The organism is Chloroflexota bacterium, assembly GCA_009840355.1.
Lineage (GTDB): Bacteria > Chloroflexota > Dehalococcoidia > Lucifugimonadales > JADFKI01 > Bin90.
Genome location: VXNZ01000039.1, coordinates 24,765 through 45,111, shown reverse-complemented (window position 1 = coordinate 45,111; position 20,347 = coordinate 24,765). Strand labels below are relative to the sequence as shown.

Sequence of the window (20,347 nt, the reverse complement as noted above, 5' to 3'; positions counted from 1 at the left end):
GCCCGTCGTTCCTGCGGAAGCAGGAATCCAGTGGTTTGCAGATAACATTATTGGCACGAATTCGACTCCATCTTACGGCTCTGGATTCCCGTGAAAACGGGAATGACGCAAATGTCCACAGAACCTAGGCTCTGTGGACATTTGGTGCATGAAGCGTTTTATACTTGAAATGCAACTCTATTCTTGTCATTCTGAACGCAGTGCATCGGAGCGAAGAATCCAAATATCCGTCATAATACAAGCCTGTACGATAATCTCAGGCAGAAGCGTTATGCGGCGTAAGGGAAACTGCCAAAGCGCCGTCAAGCAAATACATACTCCTCGCCTATCCCCATCAGCCCGTCAAGAGGAAGGGTGAATCTGATTTGCCTATCCCGCAGCGGCAGCAAAGAGCGCCATTACGCCTACCGCCACCGCCGCGCCTAGCGCTGCCACGATGTACGCGAGATTCACCGTTCTACTGATGTCAGGCGCGGTAGGTTCGCGGTAGGCGCTGCCTATGCGGTAATGATCGGGCTTCTCCAGCGCGACGCCTAGTAGCCCCGCCGTCGCCGCGATTGTCCAGCCGGCGTTGGGGCTGTCGGTCAGGCGGCGCTGTTGCCATGCGGTGCGACAGCCTTGCGCCACGTTGTGCCCGGACAGCGCGCCGGCGATTATCAGCAGAATGGCGGATATTCGCGCCGGTATGAGGTTCAGCAAGTCGTCGATACGCGCCGATGCCTTGCCTAAGTATTCGTACTTGCCGCGGTAGCCCACCATACTGTCCAGCGTGTTCGCCGCGCGATAGGCGAATGCGCCCGGCACGCCCAGAAGCGCGAACACCAGCCACGGCGCGATGTAGCTGTCCGTCGTGTTCTCGGCGACCGACTCGATGGCGGCTGCGGCGACTAGCGGCTCGGACAGCGTGGCGGCGTCTCGGCTGACGAGACTGCGGAGGCTGTGCCGCGCTTCGTCCACATCGTCGCCTTCGATGCTGCGCTGCGTGTCACGCGCCGCCTGTCCCAACCCGCGCACCGCGAATGTCGTCTTCAGCAATATCGCGCTGCCAAGCAAGTACGGCAAATCTCGCAGATACGCAATGTCGCGCAGATACGGCATATCGCCAATCTCGCGCAGGCAGATGACCGCAAGCCAAGCCGCGCCGCAGAACAGCGCAGGCACGACTATCGCCATCATCGCGCCAATCAGGAACGACGCCGTATCGCTGCGTCCGTCTGCGAGTCGTTCTAGCGCGGCTATGACCTTGCCCATCCAGACTACGGGATGCAGCGCGTTCGGTGGCTCCGGCAGTAGGGCGTCCAGCGCGATCGCAAGCAGCAGCACACCCGCGTTCACCCACCAGTCAGGATGCCACGGCAGCCACCATGTCATGGGAGTACCGACCATAGCAATTCAAACAGAGGCGAGTATATGCTAATAGGCGCTGCCGCAATTAATATCAGCGCAAGCAACAACACTGCCACCTCCGCGATCTCGTTGACAGCGCCGTATATGTCGCCGGTGACGCCGCCGAGCAGCCGCGTCGCCCATGCGCCCACGCCCCACGCCACAGCGCACGCCGCCGCGAGCATCATCAAGCCCGTTACGCCCGCCAGTGCAACGCTCACGACCAGCGTGAAGACGAACCCAAGTATCAAATGCCAGCGGATGCGCCGTTTGCCATCGCTGTTCGCGCCACTATCGCTGCCGCTCGCATCCTTGCTTTCATGAAAGAATGCTGTGCCTAGCCCGTTTCGCCGCGCGTAGGGATACAGCTCCATCGTCAGCAGCATCGCCCAGCGCGAAAGGCAGGGGAACAGCAGCAGCATGGGCAACTTGTCGGGCCTGTCCAGGGATACCGGGGGAATTGGACCTACTTGTGGCAACGCCGCTATAGCCGCTGCCTTTGCCATCAGCAGGCACACTACGCCAATGACGGCGAACGCGCCCACATGAGGGTCGCGCAATATCGCAAGCCGCCGCTCCCTGTCGAAGCCGCCGAACAGCGCATCGCACGAATCCATAAACCCGTCAAGGTGTAGCGCGCGCGTCAACGCTGCCAGCAGCACGACCGTCATTACCGCCCATAGCATCACCATGGGACTAGGTTCGCTGTAAAAGACAGCCGATTCCATAGATTCCAGCGAAGCCCATCCCCAATTCCCCCCCAGTAAGAGGACTGTAAGGGACTCAACGGCGGCAAGGATTATGCCAAGTAGCAGCCCCACAAACGGAAACCAGCCGCGCGCCGACGACATAGAACTAGGCGCATCACGCGGGGCGAGCGGCAATATCGTCAGGAAACCGATGGCAGAGCGCAACCCGTTCATTGGCTATCTATCGCCGCCTCAACTGCGCTATCGTCGCGGTCGGATACGCCTGCTTCGCCGAATGTCGCCATCTCGCTCAGGCACGCCGCCGCCGCCTCGACTACGGGCATCGCGAGAACCGCGCCGCTGCCTTCGCCGAGTCGCATGTCGAGTTCCAATAAGGGCAGTAAGTTCAGGTGCGCGAGCGCGATGCTATGTCCCCTCTCGGCGGAACGGTGCGACGCGATCATGTAGTCGCGTGCAGTAGGGCAGAGCGCCTGCGCGATGAGCATCGCCGCGCCGGATATAAATCCGTCCACGATGAGCGCGCGCCGCATGCTCGCCGTCCCCAGTGCCACGCCCGCAAGCACGCCAATCTCGAATCCGCCAACCTTCGCCAGCACATCCAACCCGTCCGATGGGTCAGGCGCGTTGACATCGAGCGCGCGCTGCACGATTGCGGCTTTGTGCGCCAACTCTTCGGGATTGCGTCCCGTGCCTGCGCCGGTCGTTTCCTGCGGAGACGCGCCCGTGAACGCTGCTGTGATGGCGCTCGACGCGGTTGTGTTGCCGATGCCCATCTCACCCGCCGCAATCAGGTCCGCCCCGAACTCGGCAGCTTCCACCGCAATCTCGAAGCCTGCCAGCACGCTGCGCTCCGCCTGTTCGCGAGTCATCGCCGGACCTTCGCTGGTGTCCGCCGTGCCGCTGTCGATGCGTACCGCGCGCAATTCAGGATGCTCCGGCAAGTCCGCCGCAACGCCCGCATCCACGATAATCTGTCGCGCGCCGATTCGACGCGCCATCACGCTGACCGCCGCGCCGCCCGCGAGGAAGTTCAGCACCATCTGCGCCGTAACCTCTTGCGGATAGCCGGTCACGCCCTGCGCCACGACGCCGTGGTCGCCTGCCGCGACTATGACCGCCTTGCCGCCTATGATCGGACGCTCGCTGCCAAATATGCCCGCAAGTTGCACCGACACATCCTCAAGCCTGCCAAGACTGCCCGGCGGCTTCGTCAGATTGCGCTGCCTACCAAGCGCGCGCCGCATAGCGCCCGTATCCGCAGGCATCACCGCCGCTATAACATCAGAAAGTGTCCGCGCCATTCTAATTGCTACTTCTCCATGGTCTTTGGGTTATCTTTTTTGCCATGTCATTCCGGGCCATTTTTGTTATTCCCTCTTTGCCATGTCATTTCGAGCGAAGCGAGAAATCTAAAAGCAAAAGGCGAAGCGAGAAAGTCAAAGTCAGATACCTGCTTGCAATCGGCGATTCTTGATTCCGAACGCAGTGAGGAATGACCATGATGAGCGCTCGTAATGACAGTCAGGAGTGTCTGGATGGCAGTTGATAGACAATTAGTCGACTATCAGTCCATTTCTGCTGCATCGTACTCTATCTCCAGTTTCGATCCCTGATTGCTGGCGGGGGTGAAGACCACACGGCTTTCGTATGCCCCTTGCTTTCGCCACAGCTTCCACATCGCGTCGCACGCCATCCGCATGTACATCTTGCGTGATGTTACCACGCTCGCGTGCAGCTCCTTCGCGGTGATGCGCCGGCTGCCGTCACCGCGCGCGCGCGCCTCGTCCAGCATGCTCACCAGCGCGTTGTCGAAGTCCTCGTCGTAGTATTCGTACTGTTCTACCATCGACCTACCTACTTACTTACTGCCTTACTGTCTTGCAAGCGCTTTGCCGCCTTCATCCTATCTTACCCATCTTGTCAATGCCATCTTGTCCATGCCCACCATATCCATGGATGTTAATACCGCCTAAAACTCCAAGCCCGGCTGCGCCTTGATGCCCTGCTCGCGGTACGGGTGCTTTATCTCGCGCATCTCGGTTACGAGGTCGGCGAACTCCACGAGCTCGTCCGGCGCGTACCTGCCGGTTATGATGACATGGAGCATGTGCGGCTTCTGTTTCAGTGTCTCAATGACATCTTCGACGGGGACCCAGCCGTAGTGCAGCGGATATGTGAACTCGTCCAGGACGATGACATCGTGCTCGCCGGACAGTATCGCTCGCTTGCAATTCTCCCACTGAGCGCGCCCGAGTTCCTGCGTGCTTTCCATGTTCTTAGTGCGCCAAGTGAAGCCGTCGCCCATCGCGCTCATCGGGATGCCCACCTTCTCGGCGGCGCGGCTTTCGCCAAAGCGCGAGCCGGTGTGCTTCAGAAACTGGAACATCTCCACGCGCATACCGCGTCCCCAAGCGCGAAACAGCACGCCCAGCGCCGCGGTCGTCTTGCCCTTACCGTTGCCCGTGTTGACGACGACAAGCCCCTTCTTGATGCGAGGCCCCTTAACGGGCTGATGCTCGCGTTCAGTCTCTGTCGTGGATCCATTTTCGTTCGCGGTGGAGTCAGTGGTCATAATCGCCTCCGATGTTAGGTTATCAGGTTTGAGAGGAAATCTGGTCTTTCTTCAGCAGATAGGCGAAGCTAGCCGCCATCAGCAACCATGTCAGCAGGTGGCCGATGAGCGTTACATTATTGAAGTCCAGGAACAAAGCGGGGGGAACCGGCACCGGGTCAGGGTTGCCGGGAACCAGCCAGAATATGAGAACCAAAAACGCTGCGTAAACCAGCCCTGTTAGAGCGTAGAATCCCTGGCGGGCTGCCTGGGATTGCGCGCTGTTATTGATCTCGTTCAGCGCCATAATGACGCCCGCTACGCCCAGCGCCGACATAATGTAGAACAGCAGGTGAAGCGCCTGCCGAGATAGCAAGGTGTCCTCGCTTCCAACGCCCGGTGGCACAAATGGAAACTTTACGGAAACGAGGAACGACAACGCCCAGAACCCAATAAGCCCGGCAACAACCGCCATAGCGATTGCGTTAGAGTTGGGAAGGGACCAGCGCAGCATTCCATAGGCGCCCGCGAACAGGAGGCCGAACACACCGCCAAGTATGGCAGTGCCGAGAGCCATTCCAACTCGCTGCATTCCGAGAGACACCAGAGGCGGTTCTTCTTCTGCCTGTGCGCCGGCGGGCAGTGCGGCGGCGGCACGCTCTTCTTCGAGCACAATTGCCTGCTCAATAATCGGCACAGTGAAGATGTTATGGTACACGCCCACAATCAAGCCTGCCACAATACCCACAAGAACCGCGCGAATGATTGTTCGTTGCATAGCGAGCCTCCCCAGAGTTATCAGCGTTCAGTAATCGGTCATCAGTGATGATTCGCCAGCAACCGCATATAAGTTGACTATTGACGAATGCCTAGTGACACATCAGAGCGACATGCCGCGCATGGTGGAAAAACTCATGGACATAGTCCAGCGCCGCGCCCTGTTCGCCGATGAACGCGGCGGCGTGAACGCTGCCGTCAACATAGCCCATCGCATACAGCATCAGCGCTGCTCCGCCTATCCACGGGAGCAGTCCAATCGCCTTGCGGGACAGGATTCCGCCTTCTCTTGCCATTGCAGCCATAGTTTACCCTCCTTGACTTTTAGCAATTAAATGATTCGTTTCATTCAATAGATTGCCGGGAGATGCCCAGACAGAAATCCCCTTATTTACCTGCAACCCAGCCATTCTTGCGTGGGCGCTGTCGGAGTCCGTAATAGAGCGTAGCCGTCGTGGGGAATTGTGGCGATGTCGATAGCGTTGCCGCCAATTGTAACGAGACCCACCACAAATGCCCCCTCCTTTTGGATATTGGACAGATGTGAATGATTGTGCCAACATCCCCTACTTCCCACTCGCATTCGTCGCCCGAAACATCTTCGGCAAGCACAACCATGTCGTATTCTCCGGCATAGTCATTCACTCCTTTCTTGATACTCGCCTTCTTGATACTTGGTACGCTGCAAGCAGACTTGGGATTCCGCTAACCGTATCTATATTTGCCAAACTGTCCGTGCATAAGTCTTGCGTCAATCAGTTGCCTTTATGCGCCTTGTATGATACATCGGGTCCCGAAATTGTCTTCAATAACCCTCATTGCTTCGCATGCCAAACTCTGTTACAGAAAGCGCGTCTGCAAAACCCTGCCAATTTTCAACACTGCAACCGAATTTTGTGAAAAGACTTGTTTGCGCATGCCGCCGGTATGCTATGGCGCAAGCAGATAATCCGTAATCTTCACCTGTGGAATCACGCATAATCTGAATTGGACAGTCTCAATACCATCTACCTTGCTTTCGCTGGTTAACGGCGCCGCCATACTATCGCACTTCCGAATCCTGCACCCGTCTCACTGCCGAACTAATCGCGTCCGCGCGCAGTTCGTTTAGCGGGATGTACTCGCCGCCGAGCGCGTCAGCGATGCGCTCCACTAGCCCGAATCGGTTGCTGCGCGGCGCCGGGTCTAGCACTATCGCGCGCACCTTGTCTTGGCGCAATTCCTCGCACATCCGCAGCGCATCGTCGAACGGATCGCCGCCCGATTTGCCGTCAGACTTGTCGCCGGACATGCCCACATTCGCGCGGCAGTCGGAGACGATTACCAGCAAGGGCGGCGTGTCCGGGCTGCGCTGTTTCTGCTGCTTGATGAGCCTACGGGCATCCGCGAGCGCCTTTGCCATCGGCGTTCTGCCACCTGTGGGCAAATTGTCGAGCCGCTGCTGCGCCAACTTTGGGCTGCCCGTCGGCGGCAAGACGACCTCCGCCTGCGTGCCGCGAAACGCAATCATGGCCACGCGGTCGCGCCGCTGGTACGCGTCCATCAGCAGCGATACGACCGCGCCTTTCGTGGCGACCATCCTCTGCCGCGCGCCCATCGAGCCGCTGGAATCCACGAGGAACACGACAAGGTTGCCAACCCGCGACTCGCGTACCTTCTGCCGCAAGTCCCAAGCCTCCACCTTGAGCGCGAGATTACCGTCCGTCGCAGTGTGGTCCGCGCCGCGCCGCAGTTGATACGGCGATGCCGCGCGCACCGTCGCGTCCACGGCGAGATCAGTTACCTTGCTATCGGGTAACGCCGCGCCAATATATCGCCCGCGCCGGTCGCTCACGCGGCTTACCGTGCGCCTGCCGTGGCTCGCGCGCGCCTGACTGTCCGGCGCATCCAAGTTCAGGGGCTTGACCTGAAACGACTCGCCGGTGCTGAACACATCCTCATCCGCGCCGTCCTCATAGTGTTCATTACGGTGTTCAGTCTCAAGTGGCAATTCAGGCGGCGGCGCATCCGGCATGTCAGGTTCGCGCATATAGTTTTCGGGCGGCGGCTGATTTTGCGATAGCAAGTCTTGCGCCATTTCTTGCAGCCGCTCGCCGTTCATCTCCGGGTCATCAAACGGCTGGCGGCGCATGCGGTGCATCAGTGCCATCTCCGCCACGCGCAGCACATCCTCGGGCGTTACACTCGTCCTGCCCTCGTACGCCGCGAGAGTTTGAGACGCCTTGTATATCACGATGTCCGCGCGCAGCCCGTCAACATCGTGCTCGGCGCACAGCCGCGCGATGAATGTCAGGATGCCGTCATCGACCTTGACTGATGGCAGCAGCGCCATGGCGGACGCGATGCGCTCTCGCTCCGCCGATTCCGCTTTCGCCCAGCCTTCTCGGAACGCCGCCGGATCGTTCTCGAAAGCGATGCGCCGCCGTATCACATCGGCGCGGCGTTCTGCATCGCGGATATGGTCGATTTCCACCGCAAGCCCGAATCGGTCGATGAACTGCGGTCGCAAGTCGCCTTCTTCCGGATTCATCGTGCCAATGAGCAGGAAGCGCGCGGGATGCGCGAACGAGATGCCCTCGCGTTCCACGAAGTTGCGACCCATCGCCGCCGAGTCGAGCAGCACATCGACAACATGGTCGTTGAGCAGGTTCACCTCATCGATGTACAGGATGCCTCGATGCGCCGCCGCGAGCAGACCCGGCTCGAAGCGGCGGCTACCCTCGCGTATGGCGGCTTCGATGTCCAGCGTTCCCACCACCGCCTCTTCAGTCGCACTCACGGGCAGCTCCACCAGGCGCACCTGCCGCGATACGGCATCCCGCTGAGACGCCTCGCAGAACCCGCAGCCCGCGAATGGCACGCTTGGTTCGCAGCGATACGCGCATCCCGGCAATACATCGATCTGCGGCAATAGCGCAGCCAGCGACCGCGCCGCCGTGGATTTCGCCGTGCCCTTCTCGCCGCGAATCAGCACGCCGCCAATCGCCGGATTGATGGCGTTCAGAACCAGCGCGAGCTTCATCCGCTCCTGCCCCACGATGGCGGAGAAGGGGAAGATGTTATGTTGTGGGTCATAGTTGTGCTGCGTCATGCCAAATCAGTCACTCATCGCCAGATGGTATGGTAGGTAGATTGTTAACTATCGCTTCTATATGAGGATTGAAGACTTTCTTGAACTTGATGAGATAGTTAAACATCCAGTCTCTTACCTCGTCCGTCATATTGTTACCAGAACCTTTTCTGGATACTGATATGTTCCCTGGAGCGGTCTTCCATATTATTTCAGTACTAGGATCATCCTGTATCCCTAGAGCGTTCTCCACTCGTTTTACTCGCTCCGCATCTTCGCGCAATGAGTCGAAGACTTGTTGCTTCGTGTTTCTATCACTCATGGACATAAACACTCTCGGATTGCTTCCGACATCAGCATTGTATGTCAGCCCCGGCACATTGGATTCGAATCTTTGTATCCAAGCGGATGTAGCGTTTTGTTTTGTGGTGAAATCTTCTTCTCGCAGCCTATTCACCAGTGGCTGATAGAACTCTTTGCGATTGGGAGCATCCGGACCTTGCAGGCTAGGTCTTCTCTCATTGGGAAATACAACAGGAACGAATTCAGGAGCAGGGAGCGAATCTCCGATACGCACGGCACGCACTTCTACGCCATAGACTTCAATTTCGTCTGGAGCCCAACTATTCAGCCATTCTAACGTTTTACGGTGTTCGTCCCTAAAACTCGGCGTTACCCATATCAAGGTTCGCACCTTGTACCCGGCCGCATAGGTGAGTAGTTGACCAAGGTGAGTGTGGTCAGTCGTCCCGAGTTGATTCTCAATAGCGACCCCTACGCCATTTCCATCAGTCGCTAAAATGTCCAATGAGAAAGCACCGACCTGTGCCTCAGTCCGCTCCAATTTAAGGTCTATCTGTAATGCATCACCTAGCAGTGTCAGATTGCGCGCAAGCCATGGAGTGAAGTCCTGTGCCTCATTTGGCCAGACTTTCCTTACATCCATTAGCTCCAATTTTCCCAGTTTCTGGACCGCCATTTCTCACATATCCTTCCCATCCTGTCCATCGATGTTAGTTCCCGTCGCCTGCTCCCTTCAGAAACGCCCGCACATGCGGCAGCACCAACTCGCTCCGTTCCATCGCTTGCGTATGATCCAGTCCCGGCAGCGAAACCCAGGTAACATTCGGCATATGCTGTACGCACTCCGACGCGCCCACATGCAAGCCGTCTGCGTCGCCGCAATACACCAAGCAGGGCATCGTCATCGTGGGCAGCACAGGAGACATATCCTGCCGTTGGATGAGACCCAAAGACGCGCCGATGATTGCCTCAGGATCGTTGGCGAGCAACTGCGCCTTGCGCTCAGGCGAAATGACATCGCCATCGGCTGCAAGGTCTGCTACATAGCCTTCCATGCCGCCCGATTTGATGCGCCTGATGCGGTCTTCCAGCCTGGCGGCGTCCAGCGGATACGGGTGCATGCCGCCGATTATAAGCGAGTGAAAGCGGTCAGCGAACGACTCCGCGATGGCGAATCCGATGCTGCCGCCCATGGAGTAGCCCATGTAGTGCGCCTTGTCGATGCCCGCCGCATCCATCGCGGCGATAACATCGGACGCCATCGTCGTCTGATCATAGGCATCGGCGTCGTGCGGCGTATCGCTGTCGCCATGTCCGCGCGCGTCAACCAGCAGCAGCCGATAATCGCCCTTCAGCGCTTCGACAAAGCCGAACTCGTACCAGCGCTGTATGCTGCTGGTAAGCCCGTGCTGAAGTACCAGAGGCATTCCTTCGCCCTCCACATGGTAATGAATGCGAACCCCGCCATTCTCAACATAAGGCATCTATGCTCACCTATCTCCCGCCCTATCCATCCTGTCCATCTATGTCAGCCCTCGCCTGCCTGACCACTGAAAACTAACCAACTTCCTGCCGTTCCTCCAGCAGCGCTTCCGTTTGCAGATAGACGCGGCGCAGTTCGTTCAGCGTCTCTTCGGGTGCGTTTTCCCACATGCCCCTGTCCGCCGCCTCCATCAGGCGCTCGGCTATGGAGTGCAGCGCCCACGGGTTGCTCTGCTCGAAGAACTGCTGCATATCCGCGTCCAGCGCGTATCGCTCAGTAACTTCCTGGTACATCCAGTCATCTATGATTTGCGATGTGGCGTCGTAGCCGAAGATGTAGTCCACCGTCGCGGCAAGCTCGAATGCGCCCTTGTAGCCGTGCCGCTTCATTCCGTCCATCCACTTCGGGTTGACCACGCGCGAACGGAACACGCGCTGCGCCTCTTCCTTCAAGTCGCGGGTGCGCGGCAGCGACGTGTCCGACGAGTCCCCAAAGAAATGTCGCGGATTGTCGCCGGCGAGCGCGCGCACCGTCGCGATCATCCCGCCATGGAACTGCATATAGTCGTCCGAGTCGAATATGTCATGCTCGCGGTTGTCTTGATTCTTCGTGGCGACATCGATCGCGGCGAACCGCCGCCGAAACTCCGGCGCCGCGCTGACGCCGTGCTGCCGTCTGCCGTAAGCGTATGAACCCCACGCGGTATAGACCGCCGCCAAGTCTTCGTCGGACTGCCAGCTGCCGTCGTCGATAGCCTGCAATATGCCCGCGCCGTAGCTGCCCGGCTTGCTGCCGAATATCCTGTACAGAGACTCGGATGCCGCCGTCTCCACGCTGATGTCACTCGCGCGTTTCTCGGCGAGTTCTGCGGCGTAGTGCTTCAAGATGAAGTTGCGCCCTGTCGGCTCGTCCAGATTGGCGACCTTGTGGAATGCGTCGTCCATCATCACGATGAGGTTCTGGAACGCGTCTCGGAAGAAGCCGCTGATGCGCACGGTAACATCAATGCGCGGTCGTCCGAGTTCTTCGAGCGGTATGACTTCCAGCCCGCTCACTCGCCGGCTTTCTTCCTGCCATGTCGGGCGCACGCCGATGAGCGCGAGTATCTGCGCGATGTCGTCGCCGTGCGTGCGCATCGCTGATGTGCCCCAGACGCTGATACCGACCGACTCCGGATATTCGCCCTCGTCGTTCAGGTATCGCTCGACAAGCGAATCCGCGAGTTCCCTGCCAATCTGCCACGATGTTTCGGACGGCAGACTGCGCGGATCCATCGAGTAGAAATTTCGGCCCGTAGGCAGTACGCCTGCCATGCCGCGAGTGGGCGCGCCCGCGGGACCGGGCGATATGAAGCGCCCGTCGAAGCCGCGAAGCAGCGCGTCTATCTCGTCGGTCGTCTGCGTGAGCGCGGGGTAGATGCTGTCGCACACATAGCGCAGCACGCGCGGCACGTCTCCGGTATCGATAAGCATATCTGTGGCTATCCGCTCTACGCTGGCGCTGTCGAAATCCGTCTTGTACAGACGCCGGTAGAGTTCGCGCGCCATCGTTTCCAACCCTTCAACAACACCCCCGGCACTGCGTATCTCGTAACCATCCGTCTGTCCCTGCCCATTCACAGCCGACAACATATCACTGAAAACTGAAAACTGACTACTCGCAACCGCCGCACTTCTGTCGCGCATCATCGCCGCGTAATCGATGCCGAGCGCGTCTCCGATGGCGTGTCGCAAGCCGGGTATGTCGCCGTTGTTCAGCCGCGTCAGCGCGAGCAGCAGCCCGATTAACATTTCAGCTTGTGGTGCTTCGCCCAAGGTATGAAGCGCGTCGCGTATCTGCGCGTCCTTCAGCTCGCAGATGTAGCCGTCGATGTGCAGGATAAAGTCGTCGAAGTCGTCCGGTATCTCATGCACATTCAGGTCTTCGTTCAGCCGCGCCTTCTGCACGACTTCCCAAATCTGCTGACGCAGCATCGGCAGTTTCTGCGGGTCCATTCCCTGCGCGCGTGCGTACTCGTCCATAAGCTGCTCGCAACGCGTAATGTCGCCGTAGCTGTCTGCGGTCGTCATCGCGGGAACTAGATGGTCGATGATGACCGCGTGGCTGCGGCGCTTCGCCTGCGTTCCTTCGCCTGGGTTGTTAATGATGAACGGGTAGAAGTGCGGCAGGTCCGGCAGGCAGACCTCCGGTATGCAGGAACGCGACAGCCCGACGCCTTTGCCCGGCATCCATTCGAGCGTGCCGTGTTTGCCCAGATGTACTACCGCGTCCGCGCCGAATCCGTCGCGCAGCCAGCGATAGAACGCGATGTAGTGGTGCGTGGGAGCAATATCCGGGCTGTGGTAGATGGCTATCGGATTTTCGCCGAATCCGCGCGGCGGCTGTATGCCGACAAACACATTGCCCAGCCGCAAACCCGCTATGAACAGGTGGTCGTCGTCCACATAGACGCTGCCCGGCGGCTCGCCCCAATCCTCGCGCACATCGGCTTGCACATCCTGTGGCAGCGCGGCGAACTGCCCGGCGTACTCATTGGCGGAGACGCGTCCTTCGGCGTTCCGCATCTGCTCCGGCGTGAGGATGTCGGCGTCGTAGGTGCAGCGATCGATGAGCCGCTGCATAAGTTCGTCGCCGTGCGCGGGGATGTCTTCGACAGTGTAGCCGGCGTTCTGCATCGCGCGCAGCAGGTTAATGGCGGATGCGGGTGTATCCAGCCCGACGGCATTGCCCAGCCGGGACGCCTTCGTTGGATAGTTGCTCAGCACGATGGCGATTTTGCGCTCGGACGCGGGCGTGCGAGCCATGCGCGCATACCGCGCCGCCAACGAACACACCGCCTCCGTCTGCTCCAAGTCCGGCACATACCGCCGCGTCTCGCCGCCGGTCATACCATCCTTCCCATCCATGTCAGCATTGACTCGTTCCTTAAACGACACCGGCACGGTGATGAGGCGCCCGTCCAGTTCTGGCAGCGCGACATTCATCGCGATGTCCATCGGACTAAGTCCGATTTCGCGCTCTTCCCAAAGCGCGCGCGGCTCGGTGGCTACGATAGCCTGTAAAATCGGCACATCCAGTTGCTGCAACGCGCGAATGTCCCAGTTCGCATCCGTCTCACCGTCCGCCTGCGCGCTTTCCACACCACGATGATGGCTCATGGCAAAGCTCTGCGTGCATATCACCACATCGACCGCTGCGGCTGTGTTGCCGTTGCCGCGCTTCGCGCCCTGTGAGTCGTCCGTGACATCCACGCCGTTCCGGTCGGCAGCGATGCCGCTTTCGTTTTTGACATGAACGCTGCCTGTACCGTTTGCGCCATTGCCGCGCATCAGATACTTGCGGAAAACTGCGCCGTTGTCCTCGCGCAGGCTGGAGCAAAAGACCGGCAGCGCGTTGCAGCCGTGCCGTTCGAGCGCGTCAACCATCGCGTCCACGAACTCGAGATTTTGGCTGACCCAGTGCGCGCGGTAGAACAGCAGCGCGGCGGTGGGCTTGTCCGCGTCGCAGTACAGCCGCCGGTACTCGTCGAGTGGCACGGCGTCCAATCTGCCCGCGCGATATATGCCGTCCTGAGGCAGCGGCACCGGCGGTTCGTATCCATATTCGCTGCCCAACGCTTCGTCGCTCAGGAATCGCAGCAGGTTGGCTAGATTCGCCACCCCGCCGTGGTTAAGGTACTCGAACGCCGTCTGCGCCACAATCGGAGGCGTGGTCGAACGCCGCTCGAACACCGCATCGCGTACAGGCTCGCCGGAGCACGCGACCAACGGCACGCCTAGCCGCCCGCATTCCGACTCAAGCGTGCGGAAGTGTTCGCCCATCGCCTTATCGCCGCCCAGCAGCCGCGCAAGCACGATACCGGCATTCGGCAGCACATCCCGCGCGAACTCGTCGAACGCGCCATCTTCCTGCATCAGCGCAAACGGATTCACCGCGCCCGTATCCGCGAGACCGTCCGGCAGTGCCGCCTTCGCGCGCTCGAGCGTCATGATGTCCGTGTCCGATGTGGTCAGAAGTACAATCATAAGTGGTCAGTCAGTCTTTCAGCATGTCAGTCTGCCAGTTCGTAAATCAAACGCAGTGGTCATTGCTGACCAACTGAAAGACTGACAAAAAAACGCCCCGACATCCACAATAGTCGGAGCGCAAATTAGCGATACCCACGCTGAACAAGCGCGGGCATGGAAGCGCTCCCTACCGACGAGAAGCCAACTTCCAACGCGCGGGATAGGTATCCTGACTCGCGAATCGTCGCGGTTGCGGCGCCTTCCCAGTCGTCCGTGCATCGATATGGTGCATCGGCTAGACCAGTGGCAAATGCCGCAACGCTACCCGCTCACAGTGGCGCGTCCGTGGGGGATTCACACCCCCTTCCCCGTAAACCTGCGCGTTAGATATTCAGCTTATATTAAGGTACATATCAAGTCACGCGAAATCTATCACCTTGCGATATAAGTGTCAATAGAGCGTGCGAATTTGATACTGGGCATGGTTTGAGACGATTTCACAAATGCAATTTATACCTGTCATTTGTACCTGTCATTCGCAAGTTACCCCTTTCATTTCGGCAATTCATCGTCATTTCGAGCGCAGCGAGAAATCTAAAGTCGGGAACAGGTTTGCACGCGACGATTTCAGGTTTCTCACTGCGTTCGGAATGACAAGGGAAGAGCATTCGGAATAATAGATTAAGGGTCGGAATGACAACATTAAAGACTTGTGAAATCGTCTCATGGTTTAGTTACCACTTGTCATTCGTACCTCGCGCGCGTAAGATGTTGACACATTTGGCTTTGCGTTGCATACTGATAGCCCAATGTATGGGAATGCTCAAGTTTATTTGAGCAGGTTTATGGAAGACGCCCGCAACGGCTCAGGAGGGGTCCATGCAGGAAAGTGACACTCAACCCGGTATCTTCGGCGGTATTTTGGAAAAGTATGCGGACGAGTTTTGGCTGCTGTTCCGCGTTATATTCGCGATTCTGGTCTTCCTGCACGGAATCCAGAAGGCGTTCTTGCTGTGGGGATTCCCCGCCGGCGCAAACCCCAACGGGCTTGGCGCACTGGTTGATCTCGCAGGCTGGGTCGAGCTGATTTCTGCTCTGCTCATCGGTTTCGGTTTCCTGACGCGGCTCGGCGCAGGCGCTATCGCCGTAACGATGATAATCGCGTACTTCGGCGTACACGCCATGCTTAGCCCTGTCTGGCCCTGGCCGCACCTGTATCCCAATCCTCCGGACGGCGGCAATGCGTTCGTGGCGCACGGCGGCGAAGTTACCATCCTGTGGTTCATCGTTGCGGGCGTTATCGGCGTTATCGGCGGCGGTAAGTACGCGCTTGACCGCGTAGTATTCAAGCGGGAACCCCTATAAACATCGATTTCAGTATCAACAATCGTTCATAGTGCGGCCTAGTGCGGCGGGGCATCGCGCTCTGAAAGGCGGCAGTCCATGGCGCTGAACCGCAGACTCATAGTCGTGTCGAACCGTGTCCCGCCCAGTGAAAGCTTCGAAGAGCAAGGCAAAGGCGAGGCGTCGGCGGGTGGATTGGTTACCGCCGTTCGCGCCGCAATGGAACTTAGCGGCGGGATGTGGTTCGGCTGGAGTGGCCGGACCTCCCGCCGCAGAGTCACGATGGGCCCAACCGTCAGGGTGTTCGGGCGCTTGCAGCACGCCACGATGGACCTGTCCGGCGACGAGGTTAGCCAGTTCTACCTCGGCTATTCCAACCGCACGCTTTGGCCCCTGCTCCACAGCTTCCCCTCGCATGTGGATATCCGTAGCCAAACATACCGCACTTATCGCCGCGTCAACCGGCGCTTCGCCTCATCGTTGCTGCCATTGCTCAGCCGCGACGACCTGATATGGGTACAAGACTTTCACCTGTTCCACCTCGGTTACGAACTGCGCCGCATGGGTTGGCGCGGCAAGATTGGCTTCTTCCTGCATGTGCCGTTCCCGCCGGCGGAGATATTCAACATCCTGCCGTGGTCGCACGATACGCTGCAGGCGCTGCTGGGATACGACCTCGTCGGCTTGCACAACGAACGCTACATGCACAATCTCGTGGACTCGCTAGACATCGAACTCAGCGGCGAATCGCACGGCGACACCTACTACTACGAAGGCAATGCCACGCGGCTCGGTGTATTCCCCATAGGCATAGACCCGGACACATTCCGCCCGAAAAAGGCGCGCCGGGACAACGGCAGTCAGGGCGACGGCAGCGGCGGCTTCAATGGCAACGGCAAACGCAGCCTGGTCGATGAACTGTCGCTTGCGTCCACGCCCGACCTGCAGCTCATTCTAGGCGTGGACAGACTTGACTACACGAAGGGCATCCCAAACCGTCTGCGCATCTTCGAGCGCATGCTCGAGCGCCACCCGAACCTGCGTAACAAGCTAATCTACATCCAGATTTCGTCGCCGTCGCGCACGCGCGTGCCGGAATATGTGCAGGAAAAGGAACAGGTGGAGCGCCTTGTCGGCCAGATAAACGGGCGCTTTTCCGAGGCGGGCTGGGTGCCGATACGATACCTATATCGGTCGTATGCGCAGTCCGACTTGGCGGGCTTCTACCACGACGCCGATGTGTGTTTGGTTACGCCATTGCGAGACGGCATGAACCTAGTGGCGAAGGAGTTCGTCGCGGCGCAAGGCGAGGATTCGCCCGGCGTGCTGGTGCTGTCGCGCTTTGCCGGCGCAGCAAGCACAATGCACGATGCCGTCATCGTCAATCCATACGACATCGACGGCACGGCAGAAGCCACATATCAGGCGCTGCGGATGCCCCTGGAAGAGCGCCGCCGGCGCAACCGCAAACTCCTGTCCGTAGTAGAAAAGCACTCATCTCAAAACTGGAGCCGAACCTTCACCGCGACATTGCAGGCGCTCTAATCCCTTCAGAGTGCAAGGTTAGAGCCTGCCCCTGTGAAGGCAAGGGTGGTTTGGGGTAACGACAAAGGAAAGGGCGCTCCCCGCATTCGGAGAACGCCCCTGTGTTAGTTTAGTTCAATCGGTGAACTACATAACACCCTTACGCAAACGAATACTAGCAAATCCGGCATTTGTTGTCAACTCTCTGGTCAACGCTCTGATAGACCCCCCGACGGGACTTGAACCCGTATCTAACACTGCGTAAGGGTGTCGTTCTTTCCAATTAAACTACGGGGGGCATCGCAATCCTACCCAACTCCGCTAACCTTTGCAATAAAGCGCAACATCCTGACCATCCATGTTAGTTCTGCCCCCTGATGGTAAATGCCTACGGAATCTCCAGGAATACGGGCGCGAGAAGATTGTCCACCGGCACATAGTCGTCGCGCAGGAGGATGTTGCGCTTTCTGGCTAGCCAGTCGTCCAGCTCGTCTTGCGACATCACCGTCAACTCCGGGTCGCCGCGTCCCTGCGCGTGACTAGCGAAGTACACATCCGCATAAGTGAACGGCTGCATCGCCGCCGCGACGACGAATGTGAAGCGGTTGTCTTCCACGAAGTTATCGCTGTCCGCCAGCAGGTACACATGCGGGAAACTTGCCCGCAGCGTAGTAACGACCGCGCGCAGGAAGCCGCCGCTGTGGAACTTGTCCACCACATTCACCGCATATATGCCGTCGTCCGTCAGCAGCCGCTTGACCTCTTCGTTGAACTCCATAGTCGTCAGGTGGTACGGCACTGACACATCGTTGAATGCGTCGCCGATAACGATGTCGTACCTGCCCGCCTCTAATTCGGGGATAATCAGCCGAGCGTCCTGATTATGCGTGATGATCGCCGTGTCGCGCGGCATGCCCAAGTATTCGTGCGTAACCTGCGTTACCGCCGGGTCAATCTCGATGACTTCCTGACGGCTCTGCGGATATGTCGTCTGCAAGAAGCGCGGCATCGTGTATCCGCCGCCGCCGATGTACAGCACGCTGAACTGCGGCTTGTCGTGCCCGACCATCGTGGAGACGTCCGCGAATATCTTTTCGTAGCCGTACACGAAGAATGTCGGATCATCCAGATCGACATAACTGTGAATCAGCCTATCGAGCGCGAGCGTGCGCACTTCGCGTCCGTCCACCTCGCGCTCTCGCACCTTGATGCAGAAGTAGTTGCTTTCCACTTGGCACTCGGTCTGCAGCGAGTCCGTGGCAAATCCCATAGCGGCAACGCCCGCGAATAGAACCAGACCTGCCGCGCCCACGATACGCATACGCCACAAGTTGCCGAACACGATTGCCATCAGCAGCAGGAACACGGCGACGCCGAGCAGTATCGGCCGCGTGCCGAACCATTGGATGAGCGCGAAGCCGGTTACGAACACGCCGAATATGCTGCCCGCGGTGGATACGGCGTATATCTTGCCCACGACATTGCCTGTCCGCGAAAGGTCGCTCAGCCGCAGCTTTATGACGACCGGCGAAACCATGCCCAATATGACGCTCGGCACGAGGAACAGCGTGGATGTTATCAGCACGATGCGCGGCAGGATGTGCAGCGAGTCGTACAATCGCGAGACGATTTCAAGCAGCGGCAGGACGCTCAGGCTGGTTAACCCGGCTCCGAACAGTAATATGCCCAGCGTCTTGGGCGTGGGGAACCGGTCCGCCGTCAAGCCGCCGAGGTAGTTGCCGATGCTGATTCCCGCCAGCACCACGCCGATGATGCTAGTCCAGGTGAACAGCGACACGCCCACCGTAGGCGCAAGCAGCCGAGACGCGACAATCTCGATTATCAGCCCGCAAGCGCTCGCCGAAAAGACGACAAAGTAAGGCGCTATCCCCGCAGCAACACGACGCATTCCCCCTCCATAACTTTCAACCCGTCATTCCGCGCTGTTCTTGTCATTCCAGCACTATTCTTCTTGTCATTCCGAACGCAGTGAGGAATCTAAAGCCTGTCCCTGCGAGGCAGGGATCATTGCACATAAGCCAATTTACGACTTTAGATTTCTCGCTTTCGCTCGAAATGACAAGGAAATTAGAGCCATCGTCGAAATGTCCACAAAGCCTAACCACTGACATCTGACCACTGAAAACTGACCACTGAAAACTGACCACTACCGCGTGCGTGGGTTTAGCACATCGTTTAGCGAGTCACCCAGCAAGTTCCAGGCAAGCACCAGCGCCAGCGCCACTACGCTGGGCGCAATCAGCAGCCAAGGAACTTCGCGCAGCGCGCTGATGCTGCCAGCCTGCAATAGCATCTGCCCCAGGCTCGGACGCGGCGGCTGTATGCCCAGCCCCAGCCAGCTGAGGACTATTTCAGCGCCGATCATCGCGCCCATGCCCGCCGAGACGCTGACGGCTACGGGGCTGATGACATTGGGAAGCAGATGCACAAACAGCACGCGAGGAGTACTCGCGCCCGCCGCGCGCGCCGCCTCCACGAACGGCGTCTCCTTCAGAAACAGCACTTGCCCCCGCACAAGGCGCGCCATTCCCACCCAGCCGAAAGCGACCAATGCGAGCGATATGACAAAGTAGTCCACTATGCCGGTGCGCACTATGCCGTCGATTCCGGTGCTCTCTTCGATTTGGCGCGCCATATCAATGAAGCGCGGCCTGAGCGCGGCGGCGATGATTATCATGAACAAGATGTCAGGGAACGCGGCGAACAGTTCGCCGACGCGCATGATAAGCCCGTCGATCCATGCGCCGAAGTATCCCGATATCAATCCCATCGTAATGCCGATGAGCAAGCCGCCCGTCACCATCGAAACAAGCGTTATGATGACCGTATTCTGAATGCCCCACAGCACACGAGACAGCACATCCCGTCCGCCGAAATCCGTGCCTGCCCAATGCTCGAGGCTCGGCGGCTTGCGGATGGCGGTGTAATTGACTTCCGTGTAGTCATAAGGCGCAACCAGCGGCGCGAATATGCCCGCGAAGTATATGATAGCGAGCACGACCATGCAGACGATGGCAATCTTCTTGCGCACAAGGCGCTCCATCGCCCGCCTGAGATGTCCTTTGCTTCTTTCCCGCGCTTCCGCGGCTTCGGCGACTTCTGCCACTGCCATGATTAAGTCTTTCAGTCGGTCAGTTTATCGGTATGTCGATAGTTCGCTACTTCGGCTAA

The 20,347-nt window shown here is 58.8% G+C and carries 15 protein-coding genes, 1 tRNA gene and 1 riboswitch; of the genes, 2 read left to right on the top strand and 14 right to left on the bottom strand.

Annotated features, from left to right (window positions below):
- Positions 1 to 369: 369 nt before the first annotated feature.
- The 11 genes from F4X57_10865 to cobN all read right to left on the bottom strand — a co-directional run bounded on the left by F4X57_10865 (position 370) and on the right by cobN (position 14,305).
- Positions 370 to 1,371 carry a cobalamin biosynthesis protein gene (locus tag F4X57_10865; GenBank protein MYC07651.1) on the bottom strand — a complete coding sequence of 334 codons (1,002 nt, stop codon included), beginning with the start codon at positions 1,369 to 1,371 and terminating at the stop codon, positions 370 to 372.
- Positions 1,368 to 2,309 carry an adenosylcobinamide-GDP ribazoletransferase gene (locus F4X57_10860; GenBank protein ID MYC07650.1) on the bottom strand — a complete coding sequence of 314 codons (942 nt, stop codon included), beginning with the start codon at positions 2,307 to 2,309 and terminating at the stop codon, positions 1,368 to 1,370. The genes F4X57_10865 and F4X57_10860 overlap by 4 nt, the downstream gene beginning before the upstream one ends.
- Complete coding sequence (cobT, locus tag F4X57_10855) at positions 2,306 to 3,397, bottom strand: nicotinate-nucleotide--dimethylbenzimidazole phosphoribosyltransferase (protein ID MYC07649.1); 1,092 nt, start codon at positions 3,395 to 3,397, stop codon at positions 2,306 to 2,308. The genes F4X57_10860 and cobT overlap by 4 nt, the downstream gene beginning before the upstream one ends.
- 263 nt (positions 3,398 to 3,660) lie before the next feature.
- The gene (locus tag F4X57_10850; protein MYC07648.1) at positions 3,661 to 3,942 is read right to left on the bottom strand and encodes a hypothetical protein; all 282 of its coding nucleotides are present in this window, start codon (positions 3,940 to 3,942) and stop codon (positions 3,661 to 3,663) included.
- 123 nt (positions 3,943 to 4,065) lie between these two features.
- Positions 4,066 to 4,668, bottom strand: a complete 603-nt coding sequence (gene cobO, locus F4X57_10845) for a cob(I)yrinic acid a,c-diamide adenosyltransferase (GenBank protein MYC07647.1) — start codon at positions 4,666 to 4,668, stop codon at positions 4,066 to 4,068.
- Positions 4,669 to 4,690: 22 nt separating this feature from the next.
- On the bottom strand, positions 4,691 to 5,425 hold the full coding sequence (locus F4X57_10840; GenBank protein MYC07646.1) for a CbtA family protein: 735 nt from the start codon (positions 5,423 to 5,425) through the stop codon (positions 4,691 to 4,693).
- A 91-nt stretch (positions 5,426 to 5,516) separates the two neighbouring features.
- Positions 5,517 to 5,729: a hypothetical protein gene (locus F4X57_10835; GenBank protein MYC07645.1), complete on the bottom strand. Its 213-nt coding sequence runs from the start codon at positions 5,727 to 5,729 to the stop codon at positions 5,517 to 5,519.
- A 737-nt stretch (positions 5,730 to 6,466) separates the two neighbouring features.
- Complete coding sequence (locus F4X57_10830) at positions 6,467 to 8,515, bottom strand: magnesium chelatase subunit D family protein (protein MYC07644.1); 2,049 nt, start codon at positions 8,513 to 8,515, stop codon at positions 6,467 to 6,469.
- 10 nt (positions 8,516 to 8,525) lie between these two features.
- On the bottom strand, positions 8,526 to 9,473 hold the full coding sequence (locus tag F4X57_10825) for a hypothetical protein (protein MYC07643.1): 948 nt from the start codon (positions 9,471 to 9,473) through the stop codon (positions 8,526 to 8,528).
- Between the two features lie 34 nt (positions 9,474 to 9,507).
- Positions 9,508 to 10,281 carry an alpha/beta fold hydrolase gene (locus F4X57_10820; GenBank protein ID MYC07642.1) on the bottom strand — a complete coding sequence of 258 codons (774 nt, stop codon included), beginning with the start codon at positions 10,279 to 10,281 and terminating at the stop codon, positions 9,508 to 9,510.
- A gap of 73 nt (positions 10,282 to 10,354) precedes the next feature.
- A complete protein-coding gene (cobN, locus tag F4X57_10815) occupies positions 10,355 to 14,305 on the bottom strand; it encodes a cobaltochelatase subunit CobN (protein ID MYC07641.1) in 3,951 nt (1,316 codons plus the stop codon).
- Between the two features lie 183 nt (positions 14,306 to 14,488).
- A riboswitch (cobalamin riboswitch) is annotated at positions 14,489 to 14,697 on the bottom strand.
- A 469-nt stretch (positions 14,698 to 15,166) separates the two neighbouring features.
- On the opposite strand from cobN, the gene F4X57_10810 reads away from it, so the two are divergent.
- Positions 15,167 to 15,652 carry a DoxX family protein gene (locus F4X57_10810; protein MYC07640.1) on the top strand — a complete coding sequence of 162 codons (486 nt, stop codon included), beginning with the start codon at positions 15,167 to 15,169 and terminating at the stop codon, positions 15,650 to 15,652.
- Between the two features lie 78 nt (positions 15,653 to 15,730).
- Positions 15,731 to 17,176, top strand: a complete 1,446-nt coding sequence (locus F4X57_10805) for a trehalose-6-phosphate synthase (GenBank protein ID MYC07639.1) — start codon at positions 15,731 to 15,733, stop codon at positions 17,174 to 17,176.
- 203 nt (positions 17,177 to 17,379) lie between these two features.
- Here the strand turns inward: F4X57_10805 and F4X57_10800 are convergent.
- The 3 genes from F4X57_10800 to F4X57_10790 form a co-directional block, all read right to left on the bottom strand.
- Positions 17,380 to 17,453: transfer RNA gene (locus F4X57_10800), tRNA-Val, on the bottom strand.
- 90 nt (positions 17,454 to 17,543) lie between these two features.
- The gene (locus tag F4X57_10795) at positions 17,544 to 19,064 is read right to left on the bottom strand and encodes a hypothetical protein (GenBank protein MYC07638.1); all 1,521 of its coding nucleotides are present in this window, start codon (positions 19,062 to 19,064) and stop codon (positions 17,544 to 17,546) included.
- A 258-nt stretch (positions 19,065 to 19,322) separates the two neighbouring features.
- Positions 19,323 to 20,288 carry an ABC transporter permease gene (locus tag F4X57_10790; GenBank protein MYC07637.1) on the bottom strand — a complete coding sequence of 322 codons (966 nt, stop codon included), beginning with the start codon at positions 20,286 to 20,288 and terminating at the stop codon, positions 19,323 to 19,325.
- Positions 20,289 to 20,347: the final 59 nt, after the last annotated feature.